This window comes from Mycobacterium kyorinense (genome assembly GCF_001672775.1).
GTDB lineage: Bacteria > Actinomycetota > Actinomycetes > Mycobacteriales > Mycobacteriaceae > Mycobacterium > Mycobacterium kyorinense_A.
Map to the genome: position 1 here is coordinate 1 of NZ_LZKJ01000172.1, position 14117 is coordinate 14117.

Here is a 14117-nt window from a genome sequence, read left to right on the forward strand (position 1 = left end):
GCATCAACCCCGCCTTGGCCGCAAACGCCGACTGCGACGCCACCAACTGCGGAATATGGGCATCCAACAAACTCATCGTCTTTCCTTTCTCCGACTACCGATTACCCCACACATCGCTTAGTTGTTCCAGGGTGTCTCCCCTCCGAGGTCCTCGCACCAGCTTTCCGGCAGCATCGGCACACTGGGACCGCCGCCGAACTCGTCACTTGCCAACGTGGCGAGTCCTGCTGCCTTCGCACCCGACTTCGGCAAGGTTCCGGTGAACCCGAGTGGCCCGCTACGTCGATCCGAGGGCACCGGCCGATCGGTCAGCGGTGTGACAGGCTCTGCGACAACGTCGTCGGCGTCGTCGGCGTCCAGGTATTCGTAGCGGTGCCCGCGGTCGGTGACCGACCCGCGTCGTCGGCGCGCCCGGTCCTGCTGCCCGCGCACCGCCGTCGCGGCCGTTCCAGCCGCGGCGTCCTGCGCTGTCGGCTCCTTGGCCTTAGACCGGCTGGACAGCGTGGCTTCTCGCTTGAGACCAGCCAGACCCACCATGTAACCGAACCCCTCCGCACCCGTGACAGGGATGGGCGGGACGGGCGGAGCCGCAGGCGACGCGGCAACGGTAGCCGCGGCTGGCGCCGATGTCGTCGGAGTCGTCGGCGCCACCGAGCTCGTCGGAACCGCCGCGGACGGGGCGGCGGTCGCGGGCGCCGCCGCCGGCGAGGGGAGAGCCAACGCGGCCGGTTGCGGCAGCGGCGCGGCGGCGGATACCGGGGCTTGCGCCAGGCCAGCCAGGGCCCCGAGCCCGACCAAGCTTCCGACCGACCCCAAGTTGGTGATGGCCATGCTCATACCCACCGACACCAACAGCGGCAGTTCCTGAATCAGGAACCGCAACGTGCGCAGCGTCCAGTTGACGATCCGATAGACCTGCCACGCGATGAAATAACTAATGAAATCCGGTCTGGTCCAATTCGTCGGATCCAGAAGGTACTGAATAGCTTTCAGGTTGCCGTTGAAAAAATTGCCGATGTTCTGCAAATACTGCTGTGGGGTCCAGTTCGGCTGACCCTGGCCGGGGATTTGCTCCCCGTCCGGGCCGAAGAGCATCTGCCAAATCTCGTCAGGCGTGGGCAGTTGAAACGACCCGGTGCCGCCGCCACCGCCAACCACGCCATCCACGAAGTCTTGGTAGCGACGAATTTCTTTGGGATCAATACGATTCCGATTGCGCTCAACGAGGCCGACTACGCGCGGATGTGGACTCAGGCGGCCACCACGATGAGCACCTATCAGGCCACCACCCAAGCGGTCCAAGGCGCCAAGGGCGCAGGCAGCGGTGCTGGTGCAGGCAGCGGCGCAGGAGCCGGCGGCGTGGTTGGCGGCCAGTTCCGGTAGCGTCGGCATCGCCGCCAACGCCGCCGTGTAGGCGCCCGCAACCGTCTCGTGCTGCGCGGCGGTCTCGGCACTCAGCGTGCTCGCCAAGCCCAACCACGCCAAATATGGCATATGCGCGGCCACGTACTGCTCGGCCGTCGGGCCTTCCCAAACCGCTTGTGCACCGGTCAGTACCGCCGTCAATTCGGTTGCGGCAGCCTGGTATTCGGTGCTCAACGCCGTCCACGTGCCCGCCGCCGCCAGTAGTGGGCCCGGCCCGGGGCCGCTACTCAGCAGCGTCGAATGCACCTCGGGTGGAAACGCCATCCACACCGGCGCGGTCATCGTCAGCTGCCCGCACCGAGATACGTCGAGGCGGCCGCGGCGTCACCCACGGTGTAGTTAGTGCCGGCTAGGCCCACACCCGTCCCGGCACGGCCCAACACCTCGACGCCTTGGGCCGCCGCGGCGGTGTGCTGGCTGCCCTGCGCACTGAACACCGCCGCGGCTTGCAGCGACACCGGGTCAGCTGCCGGCGGTACCACCATCGAGACCACCGGGCCAGCACCCGCGTGCGCAGCCGCCAACTGTGCGGTGATCGCCTCAACCGCAGCACTTGTCGCAGCCAGCCCCTCGGGAACAACTCGCAACGTCACGACACCTACTCCTTCCGACGGATTCCGCCCGCCCTCTCCATGCCACACACCAAGGTCCACGCCAGCAGGCCGGCGATCAGCCCAAAAGTCAGATGAAACGCCACCCGCTCGGCCATTCCGACCGACGCGAACGTGAACAGCTGCCCACGGCCCAGCAGGGCGACGACCGAACTCGCCAGCGCTACCAGGTGAATCGGGGCGGCACTCAGCGCCAATAACCACCGCCGTCGACGCACTGCGCCCACAGCGGCTACGGCGTACAACAACACCGCGGCGGCAACATACTGCCCGCCGTGGCACGGCCCCGCCGCCGCGCCGATGGCTGACGTCGCCAACGTCGACGCCGCCCCGACCGCAATGACCGTCTCGCGCCTGCTGGTCACCACAACAACCATGACGAGCAACGTCAGCCAGACCAGTCCGCGGTGCCCGGGCAGTCCCAGTGGAATCCGGACGTCGCAGTAGGCGACGATCAGGGCGACAGCAAGCAGCGGAAACGCGACCTCTCGGGCCACTGCGAGGCCGTGAGCGGGCTGCCCTACGACGCCAGTCAGCGCACGAGAGGCCGAACCGACACTCGCGTACAACCGCACATGCGGAACACTACCCGGAATACGCTCCTTGAATACGCCATATTGCGCCTCATAGGGTGAGGACATGCGGTCCTTCACCGCTCGCACGTTCGCGGCGGCCCTGACGGCGGTGGTCTTGAGTACCGGGATCGGCGCATGCGACAGGTCCACAAGAGCAGATGCGCTCGTCGTCCAAGAACAAAGCCGAATACTCGCCCGCTTCACGATTCCGCAATTGAACGGCCTCCCGCAGGTCGAGATCGCGACGCCGCAGTCACACGGCGCGCAGACTCAGACGGGTCCGACGGTGCGGTCGATCTTGCAGGCGGCCCGCGCCGCCGATATCACCGGCGTGCGGGTCGAGGGGCGCGATCCGGCCCAGACCCTGAGCGCCGTCGAGCTCGCCGGACAAATCATCCTCAACGTCACCAAACGCGGCACGCTGAAGCTCACCGGCGCCCAACTCGATCGCAGCCGGTGGGTCCGCGACGTCACCGACTTGGTGGTCAACCCGTGACGCCCGCCGCCGCGCTGGCCGGCGTGGATCTACTCGTCGGCATCGACGACACCGACAACGACTGGAGTCCGGGAACAGGTCGCCGAGCCCGGGCACTGCTGCGCGATTTGGCATCGGCAGGGCTTGGCACTCCGGCGGGCGCGACCCGACACCAACTCCTCGTCGATGACCGAATCCCTTACACGTCGCACAATTCCAGCGCCTGCCTGGCGTGGCGCAGCCCGGACGGCGATCCGGACGCGGTGCAACCCGACATCATCGAACTCGCCGGACGGTTTCTGGAACGGGTCTGCCCACCCGACGCCGACCCGGGTCTGGCGGTCGCCATTCCAGGCAAGCTGACCGACACCGCATCGCAGTTAGTGGACTTCGGGCGACGAGCCAAACGAGAAGTGTTGCGCCCCAGCCAGGCTCGTGATCTCGCCGCTGCCACCGGCGTGCACTTATCTGGTCACGGCGGCACCCGCGACGGAGTGCTCGGCGCGCTGGCCGCAGTTGGTCTGCACCTCTCCGGCAACGACGGGTTGTTCATCACCTTGCCCGGAATCGAGGAGTTGCCGCACCAAGCCACCATTGACGCGGTGCGATCGCTTGCACCCATCGACCTCGCCCGCGACGGCATGCATCGCCAACCCGAATCAGGTGAGGTCATCGAGTTGGGCGACTGGGTGCGCCCGGTGCTGCTCGACGGCCGGGCCGTGCTACTGCTGGAGCCGCCGCGTGAGCAGTCCAACGGCGACCGGATGTGGCGAACCGCGCCGCGGGCCGTCGTCAAGCAGTACTGAGCATCAGTCGAGTCGCTCGACGGCGAGCTGAGTTAGATCGGTGTAGCAGTCAACCGCCATCGTGAGATCGGCTTCGGCCAGGATCTGCGACACCACGGTGCGAAGTCCGTCGCGCCCGCCGACCGCCAGGCCGTAGGCATACGGCCGGCCGATTCCGACCAGCGCCGCACCCAGCCCGCAGGCGCGCAGGACGTCGACGCCGTCGCGGATTCCCGAGTCGAACGTCACCGGCATGTTGCCCACGGCCTCGATGACCTGCTCAAGGTGACAAATGGCGGGAACGCCGCCATTGGCTTGGCGCCCACCATGATTGGAGCAAGCGATGACGTCGACGCCGAGCTTCTTGGCGCGCGCCGCGTCGTCGGGCAAGCAGATCCCCTTGACGATGAGCGGCAGTTCGGTGATCTGCCGCAGCCAGGTGATGTCATCCCAGGTGAATGCCGGGTTGGCGAACACGTCCATCCACACCGCGCCGGCATGCACTGAATTGAGGTCGGCTTCGTTTGTGACCCCGGCCAGTTCGCGGAAACGCGGATCCGACGTGTAGTTCGCGATGCAGTCGCCGCGCATCATCGGCAGGAAGCCGTGGGCGAGGTCGCGGGGCCGCCAGCCCACGGTGCCGTAGTCGACGGTGACGGTGATCGCATCGAACCCGGCCCGCTCGGCGCGCTTGACGAAGCTCTCGGTCAACTTCTCGTCCGCGGTCGGGTAGAGCTGGAATGCGCCGAAGGAGCCGCCACGAGCGTCCGCGACTTCTTCGATGGTGGCCGACGACAGCGTCGAATACATCCCGACAAGGTCGAGCTCCGCACATACCCGGGCGGCGTCCAGGTCGCCTTCGGGCCGAATGTTTCCGAGCACGCCGACCGGGCACAGAAATACCGGCGACGGCAGTTTGCGGCCGAGGAACTCCACCGACATGTCACGGTCGCTGCGATCCCGCAGCATCCTGGGTGTCAACCCGTAGCGGCGCAGCTCGGTGACGTTGATGTCCTGCGTCTCCTCGTCACCTGCGCCGCCTTTGACGTAGCCGTAAATCAGCGGGTTCATGTTCTCCCGGCCGCGGTGTTCCCACTCGGCGAAGGTGAATGGAAACGGAGAGGTCTTGTTGAGAACCCCGGCTTTGTAGAACTGGTACTGGTAGTCGCCGAAATTTCCCATGGTTGCGCAACCCTCCTGCATAGCGGCGAAGGTTGGACTACCCGCTGGGATTGGCAGCTACACCGACGACGCGGGTCTTGTAGAGGCTGGCCGCCGCGGTGACGACGAGCGTGAAGACGATCACCGCCAGGCTGGCCAAGGCCGGGATCGCCGGCAGATTGACGTGTTCACCGCCGTTGATGAACGGCACCTCGTTTTTCCGCAACGCATGCCACACCAGCTTCACCCCGATGAACAGCAGGATGACCGAAAGACCCCGCGACAGGTAGACCAGCCGTTCCAACAGACCACCGAGCAGGAAGTACAACTGGCGCAGGCCCATCAATGCAAAAATGTTGGCGGCCAACACCAAATAGGGCTGACGGGTGAGCCCGTAGATGGCAGGGATGGAGTCGACGGCGAAGATCAGGTCGGTGGTACCGAGCGCCAGGATCACCAGAAACATCGGCGTCATCAACCGCGTCGAGCCGTCTTTGACATAGAGCTTGAGACCATCCCAGCTGTCGGTGGTCTGTAAATGACTGCGGGCAAAGCGAACAACGGCATTGTCCGCATCACCGTCGTTGTCCAGACCGCGAGCCAGCTTGAAACCGGTGTACACCAGAAATGCGCCGAACAGATAGAACACCCACGAGAACTGTTGAATAGCAACTGCGCCAAGCGCAATGAAGACACCGCGAAAGATCAGCGCGATCACGATTCCGACAAACAGTGCTTCTTGCTGGTACATCTTGGGCACATTGAAGCTCGCCATGATGACCATGAAAATAAACAGATTGTCGATGGACAGGCTGTATTCGGTGAGCCATCCGGCAAAAAATTCCAGCCCACGTTCTCCGCCGTGAGCCCACCACACCCAAGCTCCGAAGAGGGCCGCCAGCCCGATATAGAACGACAGCGCGATCGCGCATTCGCGCGTCGTCGGCTCGTGGGGTCGGCGGGCGATCACCACCACGTCGAACAGCAGTACCGCCATCGTCACACCCAGGGTGACGGTCCATTCAAGTGCGGAGACGTGCAATGAGAACTCCGGTCAGCAGCAGTGGTCCGCGGCTCGGGCCGTCGGTTGGTCGACGACGTGGTGGTGATACCGCGGCAAGGAACACTCCTTTTGGCTTCAGTCTGTCAGCTCAGGGTTGCGAACTGATGGCCAGAGCGTGATCGGCCGTAGGTATTTTCGAACCGTGCTCTCACCGGAGGTCCGTGCCCGACGACTGTCGTCGTTGTGACCGAGGTCGGCGGCACCGCAGCGGCCACCGGGCCAATCGCGCGCAGCAGCGTTGCCCGGGTCGGCGCCGCGACTGCCCTGACCGCCCTGTGCGGATATGCGGTGATCTATCTGGCGGCCCGCGACTTGGCTCCGGCCGGCTTCTCGGTCTTCGCCGTGTTCTGGGGCGCGTTCGGGCTGGTCAGCGGTGCCGCCAATGGTCTGCTGCAGGAAGCCACTCGCGAGGTGCGCTCAGCCCGCTATACCGGTCCCATCGCGATGCCGCGGGGCGCCGATACCCATCCGCTCCGGGTGGCCGGGCTGGTCGGGGCGGTGGCGGCGGTGGCCATCGCGGGCAGTTCACCGCTGTGGAGTTCGCAGGTGTTCGCCGACGCCCGCTGGCTTTCGGTGGGGCTACTCAGCGTCGGGCTGGCCGGATTCTGCCTGCATGCCACACTGCTGGGCACGCTCGCCGGTGCTGACCGCTGGACCCAATACGGGGCGCTGATGGTCACCGATGCGGTGATTCGGGTGGCGGTCGCGGTGGCCACCTTCGTGGTCAGCTGGGGTCTGGTGGGGTATTTGTGGGCCACCGTCGCGGGGGCGGTGGCGTGGCTGATCATGCTGATTGTTTCGCCCACGACCCGAGCCGCGGCCCGGCTGTTGACCCGCGGAGGTGCTGCGACATTTCTGCGCGGTGCCGCCCACTCGATCACCGCAGCGGGCGCCAGCGCGATTCTGGTGATGGGTTTTCCGGTGTTACTCAAGGCCACCTCCGCCGAGCTGGGCGCTGCCGGTGGTGTGGTGATCCTGGCCGTCACGCTGACCCGGGCGCCGCTGCTGGTGCCGCTCAACGCGATGCAGGGCAACCTGATCGCGCATTTCGTCGATGAGCGCACCCAGCGGCTGCGGGCATTGATCGGGCCGGCGCTGCTGATCGGTGGAATCGGCGCAATCGGTGTGCTGGCCGCGGGTCTGGTCGGCCCATGGATCCTGCGGGCGGCGTTCGGGTCGGACTACGACGCCGGCAGCGCGCTACTGGCGTGGTTGACGGCCGCGGCGGTGGCGATCGCCCTGTTGACGCTCACCGGCGCCGCCACCGTCGCGGCGGCGCTGCATCGCGCGTACGCGCTGGGTTGGGTGGGCGCCACGCTGGCCGCGACGCTGTTGCTGCTGTTGCCACTGCCGCTGGAGACCCGCACGATCGTGGGTCTGATGTGCGGGCCGCTGGTGGGCATCGGGGTTCATCTGGCCGCGCTAGCGCGTCCCGCCGGCTGATCTGCGGTAGCTTGTGGATTCGAAATGGGTTATCCCGATGTGTGGATCGTCGTTCCCGCCTTCAACGAAGCTACCGTGATCGGCGAGGTGATTGCCGATGTGCGCTCGGTCTTCGACCACGTCGTCTGCGTGGACGACGGCAGCCACGACGGCACCGGCGACAAGGCGTTGCAGGCCGGCGCTCATTTGGTACGCCATCCGGTCAACCTGGGCCAGGGCGCGGCCATTCAGACCGGTGTCGAATACGCCCGCGGCCAGGCCGGCGCGCAGGTCTTCGTGACTTTCGACGGCGACGGGCAGCACCGCATCAAAGATGTCGTCGCGATGATCGAAAGGCTGGGCCGCGGCGACGTTGACGTGGTGATCGGGACGCGGTTCGGGCCGGGCGTCAGCAGGCCGCCGTTGCTCAAGCGCATCGTGCTACGGACCGCCGCCTGGCTCAGCCCCCGCGGCCGTCGTCTGGGCCTGACCGACACCAACAACGGCCTTCGGGTGTTCAATAAGACCGTCGCCGACGGCCTGGACATCACGATGAGCGGAATGAGCCACGCCACCGAGTTCGTCATGCTGATCAGTGAAAACCATTGGCGGGTAACCGAAGAGCCGGTCGAGGTGCTCTACACCGACTACTCCAAGTCCAAGGGGCAGCCGCTGCTGAACGGCGTGAACATCATCTTCGACGGATTCCTGCGAGGAAGGATGCCGCGGTGAACTGGATCCAGATGCTGCTGATCTTTTCGATTTTTGCGTTGCTGGTCTATCTGTTGCGCTCCCGGCGCAGCGCGCAGTCGCGAGCCTGGGTCAAGGTGGGCTACGTGCTTTTCGTGTTCGCCGCCGGCTACGCGATTCTGCGGCCCAACGACACCACGGTGGTGGCGCACTGGTTGGGGGTGGCCCGCGGCGCCGATCTGATGCTGTACGGGTTGATCATCGCGTTCGTTTTCGCGACGCTGAGCGCATATCTGCGGTTCAAGGACCTCGAACTGCGCTACACCCGACTGGCTCGCGCCATCGCGCTGGAAAGCGCACAACTGCCCGAGAAGCGTTAGCCGGTGTGCAGGTTCCGGAAGTACTCCACCGTGCGGCGCACGCCGTCGTTCAAGTGCACCTGCGGGCGCCAGTCGAAAACGCGGGCGGCCAAATCGATATCGAGGCACGAACGCTTGAGGTCGCCCAGCCGAGGCGGATGAAACTCCGGATCGTCGGGTGCGCCGACGGCAGCCGCCACCGCTGAATGTAGTTGGCGGTCCGAGGTTTCCACGCTGGTGCCGATGTTGAACCGTTGCCCGCCTCCTGCGGGACCGGCGGCTCTGACGAATGCCTCCACGACGTCGTCGACGTACACATAATCACGGGTGTTGGTGCCGTCGCCGAATACCTTGGTGGGCTTCCCCGCCAGCAGCGCCTGCGCGAAGATCGCCACCACGCCGGCCTCGCCGTGCGGATCTTGGCGTGGGCCATAGACATTGGCCGGGGCGATATGCGAGCACTCCAGGCCGTAGAGATGGCGAAACGTATTCAGGTAGATCTCTCCGGCCACCTTGCCCGCGGCATACGGTGACGCCGGGTCGGTCGGTACCGACTCCGGGGTCGGGTACGTCGGCGGGATGCCGTAGATGGAGCCGCCCGACGAGGTATGGACGACCTTGCGCACCCCGGCGCAGCGCGCCGCCTCGGCCAGTCGGACCGTGCCCACGACATTGACTTCGGTGTCGTGCTGCGGATCGGCCACCGAGTGCCGCACGTCGATTTGGGCGGCCAGGTGAAACACCACCTCCGGCCGGTGCTCCTCGAGAATCGCGTGCAGGTCCGCGGTGACGATATCGGCCTCGACGAAGACGAATTCGGGATTGTCGGCCAGATGCTCGAGGTTGGTCGCGCGGCCGCTGGCGAAGTTGTCCAGGCCCACCACCGTGTGCTGATCGGCGATCAAACGGTCGACTAGCGTCGACCCGATGAATCCGGCTGCCCCGGTGACCAGTGCGTGCACCGGCCCACCATACCGACGGGCATCCCGGGTCGCCGCGGTCGCCGTCGCGCTGGTCGCGGTGCAGCTGGTGATACGGGGTGTGGTGGCGTTTCGGGGCTACTTCTACTGGGACGACCTGATCCTGGCCGGCCGGGCCGGCACCCACAACGTGCTCTCGATGTCGTATCTGTTCGACGACCACGACGGCCACGTCATGCCGGCCGCCTATCTGGTGGCCGGCGCCATCACCAGGCTGGCGCCGCTGAACTGGACCGGCCCTGCGATCAGCCTGGTGGTGTTGCAGCTGCTGGCGTCGCTGGCGTTGTTGCGGGCGCTGCACGTGATTCTGGGGTGGCGGGCGGTGCTGCTGGTCCCGTTGACGTTTGCGCTGTTCACGCCGCTGGGTGTGCCAGGTTTTGCCTGGTGGGCGGCCGCGCTGAATTCCTTGCCGATGCTGGTCGCGCTGGCCTGGGTATGCGGCGACGCGGTGCTGCTGGTCCGCACCGGCAACCAGCGCTACGCGGTTTCCGGTGCGCTGGTTTACCTCGGCGGCCTGCTGTTCTTTGAAAAGGCCGCGGTGATCCCGTTCGTCGCGTTCGCAGTCGCCGCGCTGCTGTGCTACGTGCAGGGTGATCGACGCGCGGCGGCCACGGCGTGGCGTGGCGGTGTTCGGCTGTGGACGGCGTCGTTGGCGCTGACCGCCGCCTGGATCGCGGTCTACCTGGTCGTGGTGGATCAGCAGCGGTGGAGCACCGATTTGGCGATGACGTGGGACTTGTTGCGTCGCTCGGTATCGCACGGCATCGTGCCGGGGCTGGCCGGCGGGCCGTGGGCCTGGGCACGCTGGGCGCCGGCCTCGCCGTGGGCGGTTCCGCCGCCGGCTGTGCGGATATTGGGCTGGCTGGTGCTGGCCGCGGCGCTGGCGGTCACGCTGATCTGCAAACGCCGAATCGCGCCGGTGTGGCTGACCGCGGCCGGATACGTCGTGGCCTGCCAGGTGCCGATCTATCTGATGCGCTCGTCGCGGTTCACCGCGCTGGAGTTGGCCCAGACCTTGCGGTATTTCCCCGACCTGGTCGTCGTGCTGGCGCTGCTGGGCGCGGTCGGGTTCTGCGCGCCCAACCGCACGTCGTCGCGGTGGCTGGACGTCTCGACGCCCCGCACCCTGGTGGCCACGGGGTTGGCCGTGCTGTTCGTGGCCAGCAGCGGGTATTCGACCGCGACGTTTCTGACCTCGTGGCGCGACAACCCCGCAGAGCCCTACCTGCAGAACGCGCGCCGGGGTTTGGCCGCTGCCCGTGCGTCGTCGGCTGCACCGCTGCTGGACCAGGAAGTCGACCCGCTGGTGCTGCAACGGGTGGCCTGGCCGGAAAACCTGGCCAGCCACATGTTCGCGCTGCTGTCGGACCGGCCGGAATTTGCCACGGCCACAACACAACTGCGGGTGTTGGATAGTGCTGGCCGAATGGTCGACGCGCGGGTGGCCTGGATCCGAACGATCGCGGTCGGTCCGGCGCCGCAGTGCGGGTACTTCGTGCAGCCCGATAACCCGGTGACGCTTCCGCTCGACGGGCCGCTGTTGCCGGCGGACTGGACCGCCGAGATCAACTACTTGGCCAACAGCGACGGCTCGATGACGATGTCGTTGTCGGAGGGGTCGCGCGTCAAGGTTCCGGTGCGTCCGGGGCTCAACCGCGTCTTTGTACGGCTGCCCGGCGCCGGCAACGCGATCACGGTGCGGGCCGACACCGCTGCGCTGGCGGTGTGCATCGCGGCTGGGCCGGTGGGCTATGTAGTGCCAGCGGGTTGATCGCGAGCGTGCGCAAACCCGAGGATTACCGCGGCGTGTCGGCCGGGGACACGCACGCTCGGCGTGGAAAGTGGGAGCCACCTAGGAGAATCGAACTCCTGACCTGCTCATTACGAGTGAGCCGCTCTGCCGACTGAGCTAAGGTGGCACGCTGCCCTGCACGGGAGGCGGCATGAGTCTACGGCAGGCCGGCGGGCCTGCCCAAGTCAGCGCAGGGCCTGGCCGATGGTCGCGACCATGGCATCGACGGCGAATTTCGGTTTGACGTTGATCGCCAGCGCTTCGCGGCACTCCAGCACCGCTTCGATGCAGCGCAGCAGCTGCTCGGACGGGGCGTGCGCGGCCATCGCGCTCACCCGCTCGGCCATGTCCGGATGGTTGGCCCGCACGCCGCCGGCCCCGACGGCTACCACCAGTGCATCGCGGAAGTAGGTCGCCAGGTCGATCAACGCCCGGTCGAGCGCATCCCGCGACGCCCGGGTCTGCCGCGACTTCTGCCGTCGCTCAAGGTCTTTGATCGCGCCGGTCGCACCGCGCAGCGCACCCGCGGTCCCCTTGCCGGTGCCGCCGGCGCCCAGCGCGGTGCGGAGTTCTTCGGTCTCGGCCTCGTCGCGTTCGGCGGTGAGCACCTTTGCTTCGGCTTCGGCCGCGGCCACCAACTCTTCGGCGGCGGCGTAAGCCCGCGACGGCGTCGCCGCGTCGCGGGCCAAACTCAGCGCCCGCTGCCGTCGCTCACGCGCGTCGGGGTCGGTCGCCAACCGCCGCGCCCGACCGACATGTCCACCGCTGACCGACGCCGCCCAGGCCGCCGTGTCGGCCGCCAGCCCGTCGCTGTCGACCAGCACCTGGGCGATCGCAGCCGCCGACGGAGTCACCAGCGCAATATGCCGGCAGCGCGACCGCAGCGTGACCGCGATGTCCTCGGGGTCCACCGACGGCGCGCACAACACGAACACCGTCGACGGCGGCGGTTCCTCGACGACCTTGAGCAGGGCGTTGGCCGCGCCTTCGGTGAGCCGGTCAGCGTCCTCGATCAACACGATCTGCCAGCGCCCGGTACTGGGCCGCCGGGAAGCAACCTGCACGATGGCCCGCATGTCGTCCACCCCGATGGACAACCCTTCGGGAATGACCCGGCGCACATCGGCGTGGGTGCCCGCCATCGTCGTCGTGCAGGCGCGGCACTGACCGCAGCCGGGCAACTCCGCAGAGGTGCACTGCAACGCCGCCGCAAAGCACAACGCCGCGACCGAACGACCCGAGCCGGGTGGACCGGTGACCAGCCAGGCGTGTGTCATCGCGCCCTCGAAAGCGGCGCTGTGAGCCGAATCACCGCGGGCGGCTTGCGCGGCAGCCACCAGCTCCGCTTCCACCGACTCCTGGCCCACCAGCCGCGCAAATACCCCGGACATCACCGGCAACAGTAGTGGCCAGCGCTGACACGGCGATGTTCCCGGCAGCCGCGCACCGGCGTTTTCCGCTATTTTTTGGTCCCCGCCGACCGATACGGTGGGCTGGTGAGCACCGCGACCGCACTGCCTGGGCGGATCAGTGGATTCCTCCAGTGGGTGGTGCGCACGCCGTGGCCGGTGTTTCTGCTGAGCGTGCTGCAGGCCGACATCATCGGCGCCTTGCTCGTGTTCGGCTTCCTGCGCTACGGATTGCCGCCCGAAGACCGCATCCAACTGCAGGACCTGCCGGGGGTCAACCTGGCGTCGTTCGCGGCGGCGCTGGTGGTGTTATTCGGCTGCGGGTCAATGCTGAGCTTCCGGCTGTTGGTGCCGGTGTTCCGCTGGCAGCGCCGCGACGGCCTGCTCACCGACACCGACCCCGCAGCCACCGAGGTGGCCCGCAGCCGGGCGCTGCGGATGCCGTTCTACCGCACGCTGATCACCCTGGGCTACTGGTCGATCGGCGGAACGGTCTTCATCATCGCCAGCTGGCGAGAGACCAGTCACCTGGCGCCGGTGGTGGGTGTCGCCGTGGCGCTGGGCGCCGCGGCCACCGCGATCATCGGCTACCTGCAGTCCGAGCGGGTACTGCGACCGGTGGCGGTCGCCGCACTGCGCGGCGGGCTGCCGGAAAACATCCGGGCATCCGGTGTCATCGGGCGACAGATGCTGGCCTGGACCCTGTCCACCGCGGTGCCGCTACTGGCGATCGTGCTGGCCGTGGTGGCCGACAAGGCGTCGTTTCTGCACGCCCCGCCGGAGAAGCTGTTCAACCCGATTCTGTTGCTGGCCTTGGCGGCGCTGGGAATCGGGTTGTTCGGCACGCTGCTGGTGGCCATGTCGATCGCCGACCCACTGCGTCAGCTGCGCTGGGCCCTCGGCGAGGTGCAGCGCGGTAACTACAACGCGCACATGCAGATCTACGACGCCAGCGAGCTGGGCCTGCTGCAGGCCGGCTTCAACGACATGGTGCGCGACCTGGCTGAACGGCAACGGCTGCGTGACCTGTTCGGCCGCTACGTGGGCGAAGACGTGGCCCGCCGAGCCCTGGAGCGCGGCACCGAATTAGGTGGCCAGGAGCGCGATGTCGCAGTGTTGTTCGTGGACATGGTCGGCTCGACTCAGCTCGCGGCAACGCGGCCGCCCGCCGAGGTGGTTAGCCTGCTCAACGAGTTCTTCCGGGTGGTGGTCGACACCGTCGGTCGGCACGGCGGTTTCGTCAACAAGTTCCAGGGCGACGCCGCGCTGGCGATCTTCGGCGCGCCCATCGAACACCCGGACTCGTCGGGTGGCGCGCTGGCGGCCGCGCGGGAGCTGCACGACGAACTCCTGCCGGTGCTGGGCACTTT

14 protein-coding genes, 1 tRNA gene and 3 pseudogenes are annotated in these 14117 nt (G+C 67.1%); 8 read left to right on the forward strand and 10 right to left on the reverse strand.

Annotation, left to right across the window (positions count from 1 at the left end; all coding sequences use genetic code 11):
• Together esxG and A5707_RS24870 are read right to left on the reverse strand one after the other, a co-directional pair.
• Nucleotides 1–76: pseudogene (esxG, locus tag A5707_RS23970) on the reverse strand (type VII secretion system protein EsxG); the annotation flags it as partial.
• Nucleotides 77–117: 41 nt separating this feature from the next.
• The gene (locus A5707_RS24870; protein ID WP_331713163.1) at nucleotides 118–1095 is read right to left on the reverse strand and encodes a hypothetical protein; all 978 of its coding nucleotides are present in this window, start codon (nucleotides 1093–1095) and stop codon (nucleotides 118–120) included.
• A 54-nt stretch (nucleotides 1096–1149) separates the two neighbouring features.
• Between A5707_RS24870 and A5707_RS23975 the strand changes: the two are divergent.
• Nucleotides 1150–1296, forward strand: a pseudogene (locus A5707_RS23975) (PPE domain-containing protein); the annotation flags it as partial.
• A 69-nt stretch (nucleotides 1297–1365) separates the two neighbouring features.
• Here the strand turns inward: A5707_RS23975 and A5707_RS23495 are convergent.
• From A5707_RS23495 to A5707_RS18925, 3 genes and pseudogenes are all read right to left on the reverse strand, one after another.
• Nucleotides 1366–1707: pseudogene (locus A5707_RS23495) on the reverse strand (PPE family protein); the annotation flags it as partial.
• 2 nt (nucleotides 1708–1709) lie between these two features.
• Nucleotides 1710–2018 carry a PE family protein gene (locus A5707_RS18920; RefSeq protein WP_065015982.1) on the reverse strand — a complete coding sequence of 103 codons (309 nt, stop codon included), beginning with the start codon at nucleotides 2016–2018 and terminating at the stop codon, nucleotides 1710–1712.
• A 5-nt stretch (nucleotides 2019–2023) separates the two neighbouring features.
• Complete coding sequence (locus A5707_RS18925; RefSeq protein WP_232000764.1) at nucleotides 2024–2677, reverse strand: hypothetical protein; 654 nt, start codon at nucleotides 2675–2677, stop codon at nucleotides 2024–2026.
• On the opposite strand from A5707_RS18925, the gene A5707_RS18930 reads away from it, so the two are divergent.
• Both A5707_RS18930 and A5707_RS18935 read left to right on the forward strand, forming a co-directional pair.
• Entirely contained in the window at nucleotides 2676–3107 is a 432-nt protein-coding gene (locus tag A5707_RS18930) for a hypothetical protein (protein ID WP_065015983.1), read from the forward strand. The two genes, A5707_RS18925 and A5707_RS18930, sit on opposite strands and share 2 nt — an antisense overlap.
• A complete protein-coding gene (locus A5707_RS18935; protein WP_065015984.1) occupies nucleotides 3104–3892 on the forward strand; it encodes a hypothetical protein in 789 nt (262 codons plus the stop codon). The genes A5707_RS18930 and A5707_RS18935 overlap by 4 nt, the downstream gene beginning before the upstream one ends.
• A gap of 3 nt (nucleotides 3893–3895) precedes the next feature.
• On the opposite strand, the gene A5707_RS18940 is transcribed toward A5707_RS18935, so the two are convergent.
• Together A5707_RS18940 and A5707_RS18945 are read right to left on the reverse strand one after the other, a co-directional pair.
• Nucleotides 3896–5053, reverse strand: a complete 1158-nt coding sequence (locus A5707_RS18940; protein WP_065015985.1) for an alpha-hydroxy-acid oxidizing protein — start codon at nucleotides 5051–5053, stop codon at nucleotides 3896–3898.
• A 37-nt stretch (nucleotides 5054–5090) separates the two neighbouring features.
• Nucleotides 5091–6074, reverse strand: a complete 984-nt coding sequence (locus A5707_RS18945) for a TerC family protein (RefSeq protein WP_065015986.1) — start codon at nucleotides 6072–6074, stop codon at nucleotides 5091–5093.
• Between the two features lie 204 nt (nucleotides 6075–6278).
• On the opposite strand from A5707_RS18945, the gene A5707_RS18950 reads away from it, so the two are divergent.
• The 3 genes from A5707_RS18950 to A5707_RS18960 are packed head-to-tail and all read left to right on the forward strand — an operon-like array spanning nucleotide 6279 to nucleotide 8587.
• Complete coding sequence (locus A5707_RS18950; RefSeq protein ID WP_065015987.1) at nucleotides 6279–7538, forward strand: hypothetical protein; 1260 nt, start codon at nucleotides 6279–6281, stop codon at nucleotides 7536–7538.
• Nucleotides 7539–7562: 24 nt separating this feature from the next.
• Entirely contained in the window at nucleotides 7563–8249 is a 687-nt protein-coding gene (locus A5707_RS18955) for a glycosyltransferase family 2 protein (RefSeq protein ID WP_065015988.1), read from the forward strand.
• The gene (locus A5707_RS18960; RefSeq protein ID WP_065015989.1) at nucleotides 8246–8587 is read left to right on the forward strand and encodes a DUF2304 domain-containing protein; all 342 of its coding nucleotides are present in this window, start codon (nucleotides 8246–8248) and stop codon (nucleotides 8585–8587) included. The genes A5707_RS18955 and A5707_RS18960 overlap by 4 nt, the downstream gene beginning before the upstream one ends.
• On the opposite strand, the gene A5707_RS18965 is transcribed toward A5707_RS18960, so the two are convergent.
• Nucleotides 8584–9528, reverse strand: coding sequence for an NAD-dependent epimerase/dehydratase family protein (locus A5707_RS18965; protein WP_065015990.1), 945 nt, complete (start codon nucleotides 9526–9528; stop codon nucleotides 8584–8586). The genes A5707_RS18960 and A5707_RS18965 overlap by 4 nt on opposite strands.
• Between A5707_RS18965 and A5707_RS18970 the strand changes: the two genes are divergently transcribed.
• A complete protein-coding gene (locus tag A5707_RS18970; RefSeq protein WP_065015991.1) occupies nucleotides 9494–11317 on the forward strand; it encodes a hypothetical protein in 1824 nt (607 codons plus the stop codon). The two genes, A5707_RS18965 and A5707_RS18970, sit on opposite strands and share 35 nt — an antisense overlap.
• Nucleotides 11318–11392: 75 nt before the next feature.
• Here A5707_RS18970 and A5707_RS18975 read toward each other — a convergent pair.
• Nucleotides 11393–11465 (reverse strand) — tRNA-Thr (locus A5707_RS18975).
• A gap of 58 nt (nucleotides 11466–11523) precedes the next feature.
• On the reverse strand, nucleotides 11524–12729 hold the full coding sequence (locus tag A5707_RS18980) for a DNA polymerase III subunit delta' (RefSeq protein WP_065015992.1): 1206 nt from the start codon (nucleotides 12727–12729) through the stop codon (nucleotides 11524–11526).
• 75 nt (nucleotides 12730–12804) lie between these two features.
• Between A5707_RS18980 and A5707_RS18985 the strand changes: the two genes are divergently transcribed.
• Nucleotides 12805–14117: adenylate/guanylate cyclase domain-containing protein (locus A5707_RS18985; protein ID WP_232000765.1), on the forward strand; the 1313-nt coding region annotated here is incomplete at its 3' end.

Excerpts from the sequence above, each read along its gene's own strand:
- A5707_RS18940 (WP_065015985.1), bottom strand. The coding sequence starts at position 5,053 with ATGGGAAATTTCGGCGACTACCAGTACCAGTTCTACAAAGCCGGGGTT.
- A5707_RS18970 (WP_065015991.1), top strand. The coding sequence starts at position 9,494 with ATGAATCCGGCTGCCCCGGTGACCAGTGCGTGCACCGGCCCACCATAC.
- A5707_RS18930 (WP_065015983.1), top strand. The coding sequence starts at position 2,676 with ATGCGGTCCTTCACCGCTCGCACGTTCGCGGCGGCCCTGACGGCGGTG.
- A5707_RS24870 (WP_331713163.1), bottom strand. The coding sequence starts at position 1,095 with ATGCTCTTCGGCCCGGACGGGGAGCAAATCCCCGGCCAGGGTCAGCCG.
- A5707_RS18955 (WP_065015988.1), top strand. The coding sequence starts at position 7,563 with ATGGGTTATCCCGATGTGTGGATCGTCGTTCCCGCCTTCAACGAAGCT.
- A5707_RS18925 (WP_232000764.1), bottom strand. The coding sequence starts at position 2,677 with ATGTCCTCACCCTATGAGGCGCAATATGGCGTATTCAAGGAGCGTATT.
- A5707_RS18980 (WP_065015992.1), bottom strand. The coding sequence starts at position 12,729 with ATGTCCGGGGTATTTGCGCGGCTGGTGGGCCAGGAGTCGGTGGAAGCG.